Origin of the sequence: Streptomyces sp. CB02366, from assembly GCF_001905905.1 — a bacterium.
In the GTDB taxonomy this organism is placed as follows: domain Bacteria; phylum Actinomycetota; class Actinomycetes; order Streptomycetales; family Streptomycetaceae; genus Streptomyces.
The window spans coordinates 1-17451 of record NZ_LIVT01000031.1 but is presented as its reverse complement, the minus strand read 5'-3'; the positions used below and the strand labels follow the sequence as shown (position 1 = coordinate 17451).

General features: G+C 71.1%; 5 protein-coding genes and 2 pseudogenes. 4 read left to right on the top strand and 3 right to left on the bottom strand.

What is annotated here, in order from left to right:
- Positions 1-38 precede the first annotated feature (38 nt).
- Genes AMK24_RS34090 through AMK24_RS31965 form a run of 3 tightly spaced genes read left to right on the top strand, consistent with a single transcriptional unit; the run spans position 39 to position 12227 of the window.
- Entirely contained in the window at positions 39-10979 is a 10941-nt protein-coding gene (locus AMK24_RS34090; RefSeq protein ID WP_206780352.1) for a hypothetical protein, read from the top strand.
- 27 nt (positions 10980-11006) lie between these two features.
- Entirely contained in the window at positions 11007-11549 is a 543-nt protein-coding gene (locus AMK24_RS31970; RefSeq protein ID WP_073772383.1) for a hypothetical protein, read from the top strand.
- A gap of 51 nt (positions 11550-11600) precedes the next feature.
- Positions 11601-12227: a TetR/AcrR family transcriptional regulator gene (locus AMK24_RS31965; RefSeq protein ID WP_073772382.1), complete on the top strand. Its 627-nt coding sequence runs from the start codon at positions 11601-11603 to the stop codon at positions 12225-12227.
- A gap of 64 nt (positions 12228-12291) precedes the next feature.
- Here AMK24_RS31965 and AMK24_RS31960 read toward each other — a convergent pair whose 3' ends face one another.
- Positions 12292-15456: a bifunctional cytochrome P450/NADPH--P450 reductase gene (locus AMK24_RS31960; RefSeq protein ID WP_073772381.1), complete on the bottom strand. Its 3165-nt coding sequence runs from the start codon at positions 15454-15456 to the stop codon at positions 12292-12294.
- Between the two features lie 302 nt (positions 15457-15758).
- Between AMK24_RS31960 and AMK24_RS31955 the strand changes: the two genes are divergently transcribed.
- Positions 15759-16820: a zinc-binding dehydrogenase gene (locus AMK24_RS31955; RefSeq protein WP_073772380.1), complete on the top strand. Its 1062-nt coding sequence runs from the start codon at positions 15759-15761 to the stop codon at positions 16818-16820.
- Positions 16821-17073: 253 nt separating this feature from the next.
- Here AMK24_RS31955 and AMK24_RS31950 read toward each other — a convergent pair.
- Both AMK24_RS31950 and AMK24_RS33580 read right to left on the bottom strand, forming a co-directional pair.
- Positions 17074-17327: pseudogene (locus AMK24_RS31950) on the bottom strand (IS630 family transposase); the annotation flags it as partial.
- 5 nt (positions 17328-17332) lie between these two features.
- Positions 17333-17451, bottom strand: a pseudogene (locus tag AMK24_RS33580) (IS481 family transposase); the annotation flags it as partial.

The following is a 17451-nucleotide window of genomic DNA, read 5'->3' as shown; positions in this document are numbered from 1 at the left end:
AGACCTTCGTCGGCTCCGGCACCAGCACCGTGTTCGACATGGGGGCGGGGCTGGCGGTCGGCGCGGGGGCCTTCTCGATCTACGACAACTACTTCAACGACAACCGGTTCACCGACGTCAACGACCTGCCCGGCCCCGACAGCGTGCTCGGCGGCGGTGACGGGGGGTCTTCGGGATCGGAGAAGTCCGGCGGCCCCGCGGGCGGCCCGGCCCTCAAGAGCCCCCCGGCGGTGAACACCGATCTCTTCACCCCCGGCCCCTCCCCCCTCCCCGACACCGTCTCGACCGAACTCCCGAGCGGGATCGGCAGCGGTCTCAGCATTCCGCCGCCCACGTACACGCCCCCGCCGTACACGTCGCCGTCCGCGCTGAACATCCTGCCCACCGGTGGCCGCGACGTACTGTCCGGACCCTTCGACCTCACCACCCGGGACTCGAACAGCCCGAACGACACGAACAACCTCGGCGGCTACGGCTTCAACAGCGGCAATGGCTTCAATGGCAGCAACAGCTTCAGCGACCCGAGCGGGCCACCGGCCCCCTACGTGCCGCCGTCCACCTCGTCGGCCTTCACCCCGTCCACGCTGCCGTCCGGGCACACCTCCGGGCCGTCGTCCATCTCGAACGCCGACCTCACGACACCGGACCTTACGCCGCAGGACCTCACCGACGGCCTCACGCCGGACACGCCTTCGAACGTGCCACGATCGACAAGTGACCTCCCCCAGGGGCTCACCACGCCGAAGGGCTCCTCCACCGCACCGGACTCGAACACCCCGGGCGGTATGGACGCCACGCACGTGGATAACGACCCGGGCGACGCACCGTTCGGCCAGGACGAGACATGGGACGTCCCTCACGACACCACCGGGCAGGACCTGCCCGGGCAAGGACAGCCCGCCCGGAACACCGGCGCCCAGCCGGGCACGGAACACGGCACACACCAGCAGGTGAACGGCGCCCCACCAGCAACCGACGCCGAATCCGACACCGTCACAACGCCGACGCCCCTGGGCACCTCGGCCAGCCCGAACACGACAGCACCCGCATCCGCCCCCGGAGCTCACAACGCATCGCCCGGTACGCCGGGAAGCCAGTCACAGCCGTCCTCCCGGACCGACCTGACAGACGGGACCGACGCGACAGGCCTGACAGACGACGATGTGACCGGCCTGCCTGACCAGCAGGCCGACCGAAACGGTCAGGAGTACCTGTCCGACGGTACGGACCAGTCGCTCACCCCGGCACCCCGTGACACGACCACGAACACGACCGTGCCCGAAGGCGACCCGGTGCCCCCGACAGGGCTGCGTACCTCCTCCGAAGCACCGCAACCGAACGCGGCACCGCTGAGCGGCGAAGCCCCGGCCGAGCACACCGGCACGGACGCCGAAACAGGCGCGGACGCGCTCACCGGGCCGACGCCGGAGCCCTCCCTGCCCATCGCCGATCCGGTGCGCCCCGAGCAACGGCGGGCCGGGACCCACGACGCACCGGCGGTGCCGACAACGGCGCCGGAAGCACCGGCCGTGTCGCCGGACACCTCGTCGGCCGAGGCGTCCGACAGCCGCTCCGTTACGTCGTCGAGCTTCCCCGGCATGTCCTCACCGTCGTCTTCCCCGCCCCTTTCCCCTTCCCCGCCGACCGCTCTGGCTACTTCGTCGTCGTCCTTGCCCGCTCCGGGGGCAGGGCCCCAGCAGGGGGACCTGCCCGGACTCTCAGGCCCGGATGCCGACCTGGCCCCGGACGGGGCCGAGGCGGTAGGGGCGTCCGGCCCCGTCTCAGGGACCACCGCCAACGCCGCCCCCGGGTCGCCCGCCTGGGAGGCGGCGCGCGCCGGGGTGGAACCGGTGCCGCGCTCGCACACCTGGGTCGACCCGGTGTCGACGCCACCGGATCCGCAACAGCAGGGTCGGACAACTCAGTTCGTGGGGAGGTCGAAGTTCGAAGTACGCCGCTTCGGGGTGGGCGGCGACCATGTCACCGACCTCACCGTCGAGGTCGGTGTCGGCAGCCCGGACCGGATGCCCGACGGCGTCTGGGCGAAGGTGCTCAGCGGCGTCGATACCGCGATCAACGCACCGGGTCACCGGCTGCCGAACGGTGACCTCCTGCATGTGACGGTGGTGCGCGTCGAGAGCGACCCGCACCCCAACGGGCTCAACGTCGAATTCGTCGGCCGCGACCAGCAGATGACCCGGTCCGCCTGGTGGGCGGATGCCGCCCCCGTCGACTACGCGCACGAGATCACGCACATGCTCGGCCTCCGCGACGAGTCCCGGCACGCGGTCGCACCTCAACGCCCGGACGTGGAGGGGAGCCTCCTGGGGGACTACCGGCGCCCGGCCCCCGAGGGGCTGGCCCAGGGCGGGTTGCGCGGCCGCCATCTGCAGCTGATCAGCACACTCATCGGGGACCTCACGCCCACACCCGCCAGGACACCCACATCCGCATCCGCGCGCACGACCGCGACGGCGACCGTGGCCTCCCCGCCGCCCGTCCGCCGTCCGGCCACCACCAGCAGTGCCCCTGGTGCCGAGCCGTACGCGCCCGTGCTCCCCAGCACCCGGCCCCCCGTGCTGGACCGGGACCTGCCCCGGCCGCTCGGCGGGCGGCGGGACCGTACCGACTTCGGTAACGGCTCCCGGATGCCCGCGTACATCGACGACGTGCAGGAGCTCGTGCAGGACGCCCCTCCGGAGGTCCTCCTCGAACTGGTCTCCGGCGGCATGACCTTCGGGCACAGCGACGTCGTCCTGCGCGGCATCGGCGAGGCGCTGGCCGAGATCGGCCGACTGCTGTCCACAGGGTCCGACGGGGTGCGGCCCGAGCAGCCGAAGAAAGGCCGCCCGGCCGGTTCGAACCTGATGGCCGACGTCACGTACGCCTTCACCCAGGAGCCCAAGACACTGGCCGGGGACGGGCGCGTCTTCCCGTACACGGCGCAGGACGGCAGTGCGCGGAAGCTGTCGGTCGTCGCGCGCCACTACGGCGACTGGGAACAGTTCACCGACACCTACGGCAGCCCCGTGAAGGTGGACGGGATGCACCGCTCGGTCTTCACCGCCGGGCAGAGCAAGACCATGCAGTCGGCGTTCCAGATCGCGCTCGGCGGGCCCATCGGGCCCGTGGGCGCGGCCGCATTCAGCGGTTTCGGCCGGCTCGGTCTGCGGCTCGGTTTCACCGACCGGGTGGGATACGGACAGACCGAACAGGGGACGAGCCAGACGGAGACCCGCGCCCTCGACGGCTCGCGGGTGTATCTGGACCACGTCTACTACGACCTGCGGGTCACCGATGCGGACGGAAGGACCGTGACCGGTCCCGAGCCCGCGGTCTTCGGGTTCGCGGTGAGGGACGGGCTGTCCGTACGGCTGCCGGACAGCGTGATGAGTGCGACCGCCACCCCCGGGCGCATCCCCCGCTCCATGGAGCTCGGCCGGCAGTCGGCCTACCGGCTGGTCCGGACGGAGGGGTTCGGCCCCGTCTCCCGGATGCGGGACTGGGCGGCCCAGGAGATCGGCGTGGCACCGGGCAGTACCGCCTACGGTGAACTGAACTCCTTCTTCTCCTCGTTGAGCTTCCAGCGGCAGAGCCCCGCACTGTCCAGGGGACGGGTCACTACCGTGCCTCTCTTCGCCGACGACAAGACCCGTACGCCGCTGGGCGTCTTCGTGGTCGATGTGGTGCCGGGCCGGGCGACGCTGATCACGGAGACGCCCGACGCGGAGATGCGCGACATCAACACCCTGGCCGTACGCAACGACCGGAGTGTCCAGAAGACGGCGGCCTTCGGAATCGACGGCGTCGCGGGCCCGGCCTTCAACTTCTTCGACCTGGGAAACGGCGCCCTCAATCTCCGGCTCCAGTTCGGCGCGGCGTTCCGTTACCTCTTCTCCGTGTCGCGCACCGCCGGCCTCGGCGGTTCCGGGGCGATCAAGACGGCCGGCCAGGTCAAGGGCGATGCGACGGGTCTCTACCTGGTCCGGAAGACGGTGTACGTCCAGCGCAGCGGCAGCGGCTCCCGGCCGCAGCAGTTCCACACCTGGAGCGTGGACCGGATGACCCGCACGGAGGCGCGTCGGCTGGCGGGCTGGGACGATGGCCTGCGGCGTGCGCTGCGCGCGGGAGCACCAGAACCTTTCGCCCCCGCGTACCTGACCCCGGACAGGCCGCCCACCCTGGGCATGCACCGGGTGGAGGAGTTCGCCTTCGGCGACGGTACGAAGACCGGGCCGACCGGAGCCACGGGACGGGAGCGCACCTTCCTGGACACCCTCGCCGACGAGGTGCTGACGGCTCTCGCGGCGGCCTATCCCGGGCTGGTCGCACGGCTCGACCAGCTGGCGCCGCCGGAGCACAGGACCTGGCGGGAGCGGGCGAACGCAGTTCTGGGCCCGCCCGGTCCGTCCGCCGGCGCACGCCCCGCGCCGACGACGCGGTGGAAGAACGACGACGAGTACCGCACGGCCCTCGCCAACACCCTGGAGGTTCTCAGCGCCCTGTCGTACCGGAACATGGCGGGAAACCTGGAGGCGCTGACCACGACCGGCATCCGGATCCGGTTCAACGAGCCGGGCCGGATCGGACAGGGCCACCGCTACATCTGGCTGCACGGGGAGCTGACCAACCGCCGTTTCGAGGGCGTGCAGGACGACTTCAAGCTGCGCTACAGCTCGGTCGGTGTGGAGCGGGTGGACGGCCAGAAGAGCGCCAAGCGCATCGGGGAGGCGGGCGTCGAGGGGCTGATCGCCTTCCGTGACCCCATGACGGACGACATCGGCGCACCGAACAACGCGGGCGGGCCGAGCGCCGGCGTGCGCTGGGGTTGGCAGGCCGACGAGGAGACCAGCTTCGGCGCGACGGCCACGTACGAGCCGATGACGGTTAGTGCCGGTCCGTCGCACCTCTACCGCTACGACCTCTCGATCACCGTGGACCGCGGCGGGTACTGGCGGTTCCGGGGCCTGCTGCGCGGAACAGCGACGCTGGGGCTACTCGGCACCCAGCCCTTCGTCTTCCGGCAGCCGCAGGACCTGCTCATCGGTACGGCCCCCGGCGGCCGTCAGGTGGGCGGCGGCCCCCGTACCGGGCAGGTGCTCATCAGCATCCCTGGCACGCACGCCCCAGCCGTGGACCCGCACCGCCGGGCTGCTGCCAACCCCTACGCGAGCGTCGCCCTTCAGCCGGTACGCACCCTGCGGCCCGACCGGGCGCGGGCACTCGCCCTCGGCGACCTGTCCAGGCCGGGCAGCCTGGTGCGCGCCTCCGACCTGGTGGGGGATCCGGGCCCGGTGACACCGGGCGGCCGGGGCTCGCAGATGTTCCGGGACCTGCAGAACCATCCGTTCCTGACCATTGGCGTGATGCCGTCACCGGCCCTGCTCTCGGCACTCGGGCAGGCCATGGCCGCCGGGTCAGGCGGCGCTTGGCAGCTCACCGAGGAGGGTGCGCCGACCCGCGAGGCCGTACTCCGTGCCTTCCAGCCGCAGTACCTGACGGCCAACTTCGACCAGAGCTCCGGGCCGCTGGGCTGGAGTGCCTCAGGGCTGATGGGGAAGGGCCCGTACGCCACGCTCTGGGCCACCTTCCGGCATCTGACGGCGGTGGACGGCATCCAGGCGCTGACCGGGTCGGTGCCGATGGACACGGAAATGGTGCTGGGCGGCACCGGCCAGACGGCGGGTAAGCTGACGAAGACCCGCACCTTCTTCGTCGGCGGGCAGCTCGTCTACACGCGCTCCCACGCGGCAGGGCCCGGACTGCTCGGCACCTACGGCCTGGTTGCCAGCCCCTGGTCGACGGCGGACCAGTCGAGCAGGATCGTGACCCGCTCCTTCGTCCACGACATGAACCGCAAGGGCTTCGGCCACCAGGTCCTCGTGTCGGGCGCCGCCGAGCACTGGCTGGCCCTGACGGCGAGCCTGCTCGGCTCCGGTGCCGCGGGCAGGCCGCTCGTTCCCGACTGGATCGCCGCGGCGGCCGGGCGGATGACGACCGTGCCCGGCGGCTGGCTGGCCCATGTGCCGGAGAAGAGCGCCCACCTCGTTGGGCTGATCGACGACGGCATGGGCGAGGTGCCGCGCTACACCCGCCACAACTGGTCCCCGCAACCGTGGCTGCGGGACGACCACTTCGGTACGTACGCCGTCAACGCGCTGGACCCGACCGCGGCGCTCGCCGCCTTCGAACAGCAGGTGGCCGTGCTCGGGCTGGACGACGCCGGCCGGGAGCGCGTCCGCACCCTGGTCTCGTCCCGGGTCCTGCGATCCCTGGACAAGGAGACCACGGGCGGCGGCTCCTCGGTCCCGGCCCGCACCGGAGCGTGGGGCTGGCACAGCGTCCGGATCGGCAAGCGGCAGATCCGGATCAGGGTCCAGCTCGAACCCGGTACGCCGACGTTCGAGATGCTGGACCACAGCGTGGAGATGGAGGAGAACCGGCGGGCCATCGAGACGGTCACCGAAGGTGCCGAGTCCACGAAGGGCGCCGACTTCGGCTACCTCGTCGGGGAGGCCGTCCACACGGAGAACCCCACGGGGGCCGTGGCGGCGGGACCGACGTTCACGGAGACCGGCTCCGACCGGAAATCCAGCGGCGAGAGCCGTACGGAATCCACCCTGACCGTGTTCCGGACGGCCTCGACGGAACCGTACGCGGAGATCGCCACGCCCTACACGCTCCGGATAACGCTGGAGGCGGACGACCCGGCACCGGGGCAACGGGGGCCCGTACGCACCGGGTTCGACCGGTTTCGCGGCAAGCAGGTCATCAGCGTGGGGCACTCCGCCGGGATCCTGCACGAGCACGTCCCGCTGAGCCTGATGGCCCCCGACGGGGAGCCGGACGCCGATCTGCTGCCGCCCCCGGACCTGACCGGGCTCGCCGCACCGAGGCAGGGCGTCCCGCCGTACGTGCTGGGGCCCGACACCCTGCACGGTGACGGCACCCTCAAGCCGTTCCGTTTCCCCGCCACCGGCTTCGACGTGCGCCGGATCGTCGGCCTCGCGGACATCCAGGTGGCGAACACCTACGCGCTGGCCCTGTCGTACGACGCGGGGTTTTCCGTGGACGGACCGGATGCCGCACGCCGGGCCAGGGACACCGGGCTGACCCGGCTGGGCACCGGCTCGGCCCAGGCGCTGGAGGACGGGACCGGCAACGCCGCGCTCACGGCCTACTACCACCGTGCGGTGACGCCCCAGGGATACGGCGTCCCCGGGCTGACCGAGAAGAACATCGTCAGCACCGAGAGCGCTCAGCTCGAGCTGTACGCCAAGCCCGACTTCAGCCGCGCCCGGCTGCTGACCGTCGCCGACGGCCAGAAGATGGAGATGCTCCGGCGGACCGGCGCCGGCGCGGCGTCGTCCGTGGGACGGGAGAACGTCCAGGACTCCGCGCTCGGGGCGGGCGTGCTGATCAGCTCCGACAAGACGGGCATGCACCAGATGGGCGGGTCGGGCACCGGGCCGTACGCCGCTGAAGGCGACACCCTGCCCACCTCGGCGGACCAGCTGACCTCCATCAACACGAAACCCAAGACGGGCCGGGTGTTCCTGTTCGCCGTCCCCACCTCGTGGCTGAGCGTCGCCGATGTGCGTCGGGGCATCAAGGACACCCGAGTCGGACGCTTCGTCGGAGGCACCTTCGGCCATGTCAGGCCCGGCCCGAAGGCGGTCGGCTCGGAGGCGTACGCCCTGACCTGGGTCAGGGACGATGTCGCCAGGGAACTCGGCCTGATCAACGACACGAACTTCCCCGCCCGGGTGGGTGCCGCGTGGGACGCGGTGGGCGAGGCGAGCAAGGCGTGGGTCGACGCAGACAAGGCGTACTGGAAGAAGCGCCGTTCGGCGATCGGCCGGAGGGAGGAGCGGGACGCGGCGCGGATCGCGCTCGACGACGCGGAGACCGCCGCCGGGGCGGCCCGCCGAAGGCTGGCCCAGTCGTACGACGTGGCCGAGGCGGCCCACAACGCCGTGGAGGCCGCGGAGGAACGCATGGACTGGATACGGAGCGCCGGTCAGCAGTCGATACGCGAGGCCCGCGAAGCCCTCGAAGCCGCCGAGGCCTCGGACACCGGTGAGGCCGCCCACGATGGTTGGGCGGAGCTGGCACGCGAGGAGATGGCGGAGGCGCGTGCGGCCCTGGCGGCCGCCGAACGGACCTCCCGGGAACGGCTTTCGCCCGCCGAGATCCACATCGCCGCCCTGCGGGAGCGTAAGGCGGCGGCCGCCCGGCGGGTGAACACGGCCGAAAGGGCGCTTGCCACCGCGGACCGCCGGGTCGGGGCGGCCACCCGGCGGCACGACGCCGCCGTCACCGCCTTCGGTAACCGCCATACGCTGCTCGGCACACTGAGGACGACGGCGGAGGACGCCGCGGCCGAGTACCACCGGGTGAGGGCGGGGACGGACCAGCTCACCCGGTGGCACCAGGAAGCGGCCACCGCCGAGGGCCGGAAGCGCCTGGAGGGCAGGACCGAGCCCCCGGCCGTCACATACCTGAAGCCCGCGGTGCCGACGCCCCCGGCGCCGCCCGCGCTCCCGGCGTACACGAGGACCGGCACCGGTCCGGACGCCCGGCTGACCTCGCCCGACGAGGTCACGTACGCCCTGCACGAGGTGCCGGAGGACGGGGACGCCTTCCTGCACGCGCTAGTGGAGGGGCTGAGCAGGAGCGCGCCCGGCCTGCTCACCGAACAGGGGGTGGACCTCGGCGACCGGCGTGCGGCGGCCGACGCGGTGCTGCGGATGCTCACCGCCAGGCTCATGGACCCCTCGGACGCGGACCTGCTCGAAGCCGTCGCCCCCGATGCCATGGATGCCTTCAGCGAAGCCGAAGTCACCGGGGCGGGGTTGCGGGGGGCCGGGCCGCTGGCGGCGGACACTCCTGGAGGCCGCGAGTTCGACGGGCTGGGCGGACTGATGCCGCACGCCGTGACCCCGGGCCCGGCGGCCCGGGCCGCGCTGGCCGTCGCCCAGCTGATGCGCCCGGGGAACACGGAGGGCGAGGCGGGCTGGAACCACGGGGCGGCCGACCTGCTGCCGGTGTTGGCCGCCCGGACGTTCGGGGTGGACATCACCGTCGTGGACGACGCGGGGCGCTTCCAGGACTTCGGCCCGGGACCGTCCGATCCCACGGGCCACCTGGCGGGGGCCCTGGGCCTGCCGCCCGGCGGCCCGCGGCCGCACGTGGTGCTCAGCCTGGCGGACCGCCATTACCGACTGGCGGTACGGGAGGGGGCGGTGACGGACGCGAAACCGGAGCCGAAGGCCGGGGGCAAGACGGAGGCCAGCACTCAACCGGAGCCGAAGGTCCAGGACAAGACGGAGGCCAGGACTCAGCCGGAGCCGAAGCCGGTGCAGCCCTCGTCTGCCCTGCCTCCGGACGGTGCGGCCAGGGGGCGGCCCCTTCGGGTGCCGGTCACCGGGGAGTGTCTCTTCCACTCATTCATCGCGAGCGACCCCGGATACGTACGCAGCCGGCTGCCCGCTCTGGCGGAATCCGACCCCGCCGCGTACGCCTGGCTCGGTGACGCCGACGCCGTACGCGGGGGGCTCAGCGGCAGAGCGGTCGTCCAGTCCACCACCGGGCACTACCCGGGCGGCCCGGAGACCGCCGTCGTGAGCGCGATGCGCAAGGCCGTCGAGGCCTATGTGACCGGGAGCGGAGGCCGTCTGCCCCGATCCGTCATCGGGCAGTTGCGCCTGTCGACGACGGCGGAGTTCGGGGCCCGGATCGCGGGACTGCACCGGGCGGGGCTCGTCTCGCTGCTCGCGCACCACGGTGTGGACGCGGACATGCTGATCGACCGCTCGGAGGCGGAACTGCGCGCGGAGTTGGCCGCTCTGTACCCGACGAGCGCGGCTCCACTGGACGACGCGGAGATGCGTACGGTCATGCGCGCTGTCGCCCGCTGGGAGGAGGATTACATCACCGACGTGGGCGAGACCTTCCTGCCCCTGCTCGCCCACACCTTCGGGGCCCGGGTCGAGGTGGCCTGGGACGGTCGTCTGGCCGATACCCGCCGGGTCGGCCCCAGCGGCGCATCCCGTGTGATCGAGGTGCACTACAACGGCGTGGACCACTACAACGGGAGCAGCGCCGAAGCGCATGACCTGCTCGTCTACGGCGACAGCACGGCCCCCAAGCGCGTCAAGCCCGAGGAGCGTGACGGTGAGGGCGACGTACGGGTGAATCCGCTGTGGATCCCCCTGGACGATGTCGATCCCGATCTGCTGGTCACGGCGAACCCGGACACCGTGTGGATCTACACGGTGACCGAGGACGGACAGATCCTGCTGGGCAGCGAGCAGCCGAGCGGGATCATCACGCCGGAGCAGTTCGACGCACTGCTCGCTGACATGCGGAGCGTGGCTCCGGACCTGACGGCGGACGGACGGCGGAAGGACCTGGGCGGGCTGGGGCACACGGGCACCGCGGCCCGGTTCGGGGAGTCCGGACGGTCGGAGCCCGGGATGAGCCGGGGGTCCGGCGAGGTCCGGTGGAGCCCGGAGCTGAAGCGGTGGACGGTAAACGACAAGTTGAGCCGCTACAGGAGCGAATCCGTCCGGCCCGGCCTCGGCCCGGACGTCGCGGCGGGCCGGCTGCGGGAGGTGGCGGAGCTCTTGACGGAACGGCTCGGCGTGCGGGTCGTGCCCGAACAGATCAAGACCGCTACGGCGGCGCCGTCCGGTCAGCCTCCCGCCCCCGTCGTTCCACCGCCGGCGGTGCCGTTGAAGGGGATGGTGTCGGTCGCGGAACTCGAAGCGATCGGCATGACGCTGTCGTTGGCGCAGTCCACACAGGCGGCGCTCCTGCGCGACAAACTGCCCGTGGAGGAAATGGGGCTGACGTCCGAGCAGCACAGGCTCATCCGGGTGCAGCGGGGAGAGCCCGACACCTCGGAGCCCACGCGGTTGCTGCTCGACTCGCCGGAACCCTCGTCCCCGGGAGCAGCGCCGACGCCCTCGACATGATCATGGACTGGGAGGACGGCGACGAGGATGGATGAGACGGCGCAGCACGTCACAGCTCTCCTGGATCTGCTGGAGACCCGCCCCGGCACGAGCGCGCCGGAAGTGCCTCGGGCAGCCCTGGACATCGCCCGCCTCTATGCCCGGCGGGGGATCCCGCCGAGCCGGTTCCTCCGTGCCTACCGGCTCGGCCATCTCAGCCTGCTCGAACAGGTGCAGGCCGAAGCTCCCCGCCTCACCAGCGACTGGCACATGATCAACCTCGCCATGGTGGGGCTGGTAGCGATCGGTTTCGCCTACGTGGACCGTTCCTCTGAAGAGGTCGTCGTCGCCTACCAGGAGCAACGTGGCCATCTGCCGCAGCGTCGACTCACCCTCACCGACCGGGCGAGCAAACGGATCGGGACCACGCTCGGCATCTCCTACACCGCGGAGAAGTTGACGAAGGTCTGCGCCGAGGACTTCGCCAGCCTCGTCGCCGTCGACCATTTCGACGCCGTCCTCGACGAGACGGGTACCGGTCCGCCAGAGGCTCTCCCCGCAGACAGCACATCGCCCGCCAGAGGAACGTAATGCCTGGTCCGAGCAGACTTGGTCGATTGACTAAGTCGATACACTGGACGTATGGCTCATGTTTCCGCGGCGGAGCGCCGTCCCCAGTTGATCAAGGCCGCCATCGACCTCATGACCCGGGAGGGCGTCGCCGCGGGGAGCACCCGGGCCATCGCTGCGGAGCTCGGTGTCGCGCAGGCCACGGTCCACTACACCTTCGGGACGAAAGAGGACCTGTATCGGGCTGTCATGGACCAGATCACCGACGAGTTGGTCGCGCAGGTGCGGCGCGCGGCGCCGGCGGACGCGGGCTTCGAGGAGACCATCGCCGCCTTCGCGGGGGCGCTGTGGGGCACCGTGCGCGAGCCGACGTCGCACCATCAGCTGCTCAGTGAGCTGACCATGTTCGCCCTGCGTGTGCCCGGTCTCAACGAAGCCCGGCAGAGCCACTACCAGCGGGTCGTAGAGGTGACCGCGCAGGTGATCGCCGAGACGGCAAAGAGGGCCGGGCAGGAACTGGCCGTGTCCCCGGAGACGGTGGCCCGGTTCTTCCTCTCCGGCTTCGACGGACTCACCATGCAGGTCCTCCAGTGCCTGCCGGACGAGTCCATCGAGCAGACAGGGCTCAGGGCGCTTGTGAGCGCAACCGTGGCGCTGGCCAAGGGGAACCTCGGCCTGCCTGACGTACCGATGGCCTGACGCGGCGCGAAAACGGTGGTGGGCGCACCTGGAAGGTGCGCCCACCACCGTTTCTCTGTGGGGATCAGCCGGCCCAGACGTCCTCGACGTAGCGTCCGGACCCCACGAGCGCGGCGAGCCACGCCACGGCCTGATCGTCGCTCGCTCCGGTCCGCTCGCGGTAGATCGCCATGAACGCCTCCCGGACGGCGGGGGCCATACGGCGGCCGTCGCCGCAGATGTAGACGCGTCCGCCGGCCTCCAGGACCGACCACACCTCCTCGCTCTCGCGGGCGATGCGCTCCTGGACAAAGCGGGCGCCGTTCTCGGGCGCGTGCATGAAGGTGGGGCGCATGCTGACGGCGCCTGCTGCCTCGGCCGCCTCGAACTCCTCCCGGTACAGGAAGTCCACGTCGGGGTGGTCGCAGCCGAAGTAGCAGAGCAGGGTGCCGGTCGAACCGGTGTGGTGGCGATCGAGGACCGCGCCGCGGAAGGGCGCGAGGCCGGTGCCCGCGCTGACCAGGATCACCGGTAGGGAGGTGTCCTCGGGGAGGCGGAAGGACTCGCTGCACGGCAGGACCCGGGCCTGGATCAGGCCACCCGCGTTCACGGTCTGCAGGAAGTGCGAGGCGATCCCCCGGAAGGCCCCCTCCCCCGACCGGTGGGGCGCGGCGAGCAGCGAGACCATCAGGTCGGCCTCGCCGGGCCGGGCCGTGGCGGACGACGAGATCGAGTAGTGCCGGGGACGCAGTACCGGCAGCAGCTCCAGGAAGCGCTCGAAGGGCAGCTCGCACGCGCGGTAGCGCTCCAGGAGGTCCAGGACGCTGAGGCCCGCGACGGTCACCTGCTCCCGGAAGGTATCGGGATCGGCGGTGGCGAAGGCGGTGAGCGGCTGCTTCTCGGGCGGGCAGGCGGTGTGCTCGGCGAGCACGGCGACCTGCTCCTGGGTGGCCGCGTCCTGGAGTTCGACGAAGTCGGTGAGCAGGCGGCGCAGGGTCAGCGGCCGGTCGACGGGCAGGGCGGCCCGGCTCCGGCGGCGGGCGCGCAGCCGGATGGTGCGGTCCAGGTCGAGGCCGAAGCGGTCGGCGACGCGCTGGACGAGGACCTCGGGATTGTTGGGCAGGACGGCCAGGTGGTCGGCGGTACGGTAGGTGACACCTTCGGGCAGCCGGAGCCGCAGGAACCGCTTGGAGCGTCCCAGTGCGTGCTTGGTGTCGACGAGTTCGTAGGCTTCGAGCACCTCCATCGGCCGGACGCCGTGGCGCTCGGCGAGACCGCCGAGGACCGACTCCGAGGTGTCCTCCAGTTCGTACAGCCCTTCCCCCTCCCCCTCAAGTGTAGGGGCGGCCGCTTCACCGGCGACTGCCTCGCCGTACTCCTCCAGGAGCGCCTTCCACAGGTCTTCCGTCCACTGGTCGACCGCTCCGCCGAAGTCGCCGGAGGCGTCGGCGCTGCCGCGCTCCAGAAGAGGGACGGCGCCGGCGGCGGCCAGGCGCTCGTCGATCAGGGTGGGGATGCGCTGGTAGGTGGCGGCCCAGTTGCGGTCGCCGACACCGAGGACGGCGTACCTCAGCCCGGTGAGCGAGCCGGGGGCAAGGTTCTCCAGCCAGGCGACGAACTCGGCGGCGTCGTCTGTGGGGCGACCGTTGTAGGAAGCGGCGACGATGACGACCGGCCCTTGGGAGCCGACCAGCCTCTCCGTGTATGCGTCGAGGGGGGTGACGGCCGATGCGAAGCCGTGCTCCTCGCCGTCCGTGCCCAGGTCGCGGGCGATGCCGGCGCAGGTGCCGAGGTTGGAGCCGTGGAGCAGGGTCAGCGCGGTCCCGCTCGCCCGGCGCGTCACGGCCGTGGTCCGGCCTGTGGCGGCGTCCACCGCCGCGGCGACGGGCAGGCGCCGTTCGTCGCTGGTGCGGCGGGCGAGCCTCAGGCTGAACCCGTCGGGCTTGATGGTCAGCGTCGACTTGATCTTCAGCTGGTAGTCGGTGTAGTCGATCAGGCGGTAGCGGTGCACCAGCAGGCCGAGCAGCAGGGTGGCCTCGTGCAGTGTGAACTGGCGCCCGATGCAGGCCCGCTCACCGCTGCCGAACGGCTTGAAGGCATGGACCGAACGGGCCGCCTCCCGCTTGGGAGTGAAGCGCTCGGGATCGAACAGCTCGAAGTTCTCCCCCCAGGCCGCGTCGCGGTGCAGGGCCGAGTTGATCACCATCAGCGACTCGCCCTTGCGTACGGAGTACTTGCCGCCGATGACGGTGTCCTCGATCGGCTCGACGGCGTACGCGGGAGCTGTCGGCCACAGCCGCAGGCTCTCGTTGAGCACCTGGCGGATGTAGGTGAGCTTGCCGATGTCGCCGTACTGGGGTTCCGGGGATTCGGTGTCGCCCCACAGGGCGTCCACTTCGGCCTGGGCCCGGGCGAGCACCTCCGGATGCTTGGTCAGGTAGTACAGGGCGAAGGAGAGCGCACTGCTCGTGGTCTCGTGGCCGGCGATCAGGAAGGTGATCACCTGGTGGCGGATGTTGACGTCGTCCAGGAGCTCGCCGGTGGCGGGGTCCTTCGTGTGCAGCATCAGCCCCATCAGATCGTCCGTGCTGGTGTTGCCGGAGGCACGGCGCTCCCTGATCACGTCGTCGACGAGCTCCGTCATCAGGTCGATGTCCGCGCGGAACTGCTCGACCTTCTTCCTCTTGAACAGTTTGGAGCCCGGGATGGACTCGCCCTTCTCCTGAGCGAAGGCGAGAGCCCTGGACATCGCCTCGACGAACGGGTGCAGGTCGTCGCGGCGGAAGGACTCGAAGTCGTAGCCGAAGCCGCACAGGCCGATCGTGTCGAAGGTCAGCCGGGTCATTTCGTCGGGCACGTCCACCGACTGCACCCCGGCCAACCGGTCCCACTTGCCGATCAGCGAGCGGGCGACCTGGAGCATGGGGGCGTGGTAGCTGCGCATCGAACCGAGTGAGAATGCGGGCATCAGGATGTCGTGGGCCTTGCGCCAGTTCGGTTCGTGGTTGTAGGCGGTGAATAGACCGTCCCCGGCCAGAGCCCGGACCTCGACCAGGTCGGCGTGCACGTGCTTGCGGAAGCGGGTCTCGTCCGACAGCTCGGTCACGAGGTCCAGACCGCCGACCATGACGGTGTCCCTCCCGAAGAGCCGCAGCCGGTACACGGGCCCCAATTCCCTGAACTCCTTCAGCAGGTAGGCCAGGAAGTCCGCGCCCGCCGGAACGTTGAACGCGTGGCCTACAAGGGGCAGCGGGGGCGCTCGGGGATCGCCCCCACTGCGCCTACGGACACCTGAGTCATGATCGTGCCTTTCGTTGCACTTCAGCAGTCACCAACCAACATATATGCGACTTTGTCGAGTGAACATGTCGTGTGACTGTATTGGATGACACAACCACAGGGCGGAACTCGGAGCGCCTCACGATCGTCCAGCGAGAACAGCTTGACAGACGACCTCGTCAATAGACACGGTTGCACGACAAGGTCAGCCGACCATGTCGAGCGCTTGAGCTATGCACGCGCTTCTTCCACCGAGCACATCGAGGTCTCCGCATGAACACCATGCTGGCCGGGCGGCTGCGCCTGGACACCCGTACCTTCGCCGTCGAAGAGGTCCCGATCCCGGTCCCCGGCCCGGGCGAGGCCCTCGTAGAAGTGCGGGCCGCGGGCGTCTGCCTGTCCGACATCCATCTGATCGACGGCAGCCTGAGCCCCTTCTTCCCCACCAAGGCCGTCACCGAGGCGGGCGCTGTCACCCTCGGCCACGAGGTCGCCGGCGTCGTCCACGCCCTCGGCCCGGACGTGAAGGGCAACTGGACGCCCGGGCAGCGGGTGGTCCTCCAGGCCGGCGAGGCGTGCGGCGACTGCGCCGGCTGCCTGCGCCGCATGCTGTGCCACCGCCCCCTCACCCGCGGCCTGGACTACGACGGCGGCTGGGCGCAGTACACGATCGCCCGCGAGGGCACTCTCCTCCCCATCCCCAACGACCTGCCCTTCGACCAGGCCGCGATCATCCCCGACGCGGTCTCCACCCCGTACGCCGCGATCGTGGGCACCGGCGCGGTCCGCCCCGCCCAGTCCGTCGGCATCTGGGGCGCGGGCGGCCTCGGCGCCCACGCCGTCCGGCTTGCCCGGATGGTCGGCGCGGCCCCCATCCTCGCGATCGACCCGCTGCCCTCGGCCCGCGAGCGAGCCCTCGCCTTCGGCGCGGACATCGCCCTCGATCCGCTCGCCCCTGACTTCGCGGATGCGGTGCGGGAGGCGACGGCCGGGCGCGGCCTCGACGTCGCCTTCGACTTCGCTGGCGTGGGCACCGCCCGCGCCCAGGCCGCGTCGGTCCTCGGCCCGTTCGGTTCGCTCGTCCTCGCCGGACTCACCCCGGAGCCGGTCACGATCGCCGACAGCATCGGCTTCTGCTTCAACGCCAACCAGGTCCGCGGCCACTACGGCTCCGAGCCCGAGCACGTCGAGCAGCTCATCGGCCTGGCCTCGGCCGGACGCATCGACCTGGCCCCCTCCATCACGGCCCACGTCCCGCTGGCCGAGGCCGCGGACGCCGTCGCCCGCCTGGAGAAGAAGGTCGGCGACCCGATCCGCCTGGTACTCACCCCCTGAGCCAGTGGGACGGCGGCCGACTCGCCGCGCCCGGCTCGGGCTTCCCGGCCACCGCCCCACCGTCAGGCACCCGACCACCCAGAAGTCCAGTGCCATAAGAAGGCGTGCCAGTCTCCTGAACTTTGTTCACAGGTTCCCGCCAGCACTCCGCCCGGCCCCGATCGAACGCGCGGTGAAGGCGGCGCGACCGGTGCGAAATGGGATCGCCAGGCCGCAAGGCCGTGGACATTGTGATGTTCGACGTTCCGCCGCCCTAGTGATCTGAGCCAGAGATTCGGTGGCAGTAGGCGGCGACTTTGTCAAGGATCTCGTCGGCGGTCTTCGTCCAGGCGAACGGGCTGGGGTGCTCGTTCCAGTCGGTGAGCCAGGCCCGGATGTCACGTTCGAGGACCTGGACGGAGCGGTGGACGCCGCGCTTGAGCTTCTTCTGGGTCAGCTCGGCGAACCACCGCTCGACCAGGTTGAGCCAGGACGGCTGCTCGGCGTGAAGTGCAGGTGGAACCGGGGACGGGCTAGCTGTATTGACCCGCAGGGTTGTTGACACGGGTGATGGGTGGGTGGCCGCCGAGTGCGGTGTGGCTGCGGTGGTGGTTGTAGGTGTGGAGGAAGTCTGCCAGGGCATCGGTGCGTT

Coding starts and splice junctions, on each gene's coding strand:
- AMK24_RS34090 (WP_206780352.1), top strand. CDS start 39: ATGGGGGCGGGGCTGGCGGTCGGCGCGGGGGCCTTCTCGATCTACGAC.
- AMK24_RS31970 (WP_073772383.1), top strand. CDS start 11,007: ATGGATGAGACGGCGCAGCACGTCACAGCTCTCCTGGATCTGCTGGAG.
- AMK24_RS31965 (WP_073772382.1), top strand. CDS start 11,601: ATGGCTCATGTTTCCGCGGCGGAGCGCCGTCCCCAGTTGATCAAGGCC.
- AMK24_RS31955 (WP_073772380.1), top strand. CDS start 15,759: ATGAACACCATGCTGGCCGGGCGGCTGCGCCTGGACACCCGTACCTTC.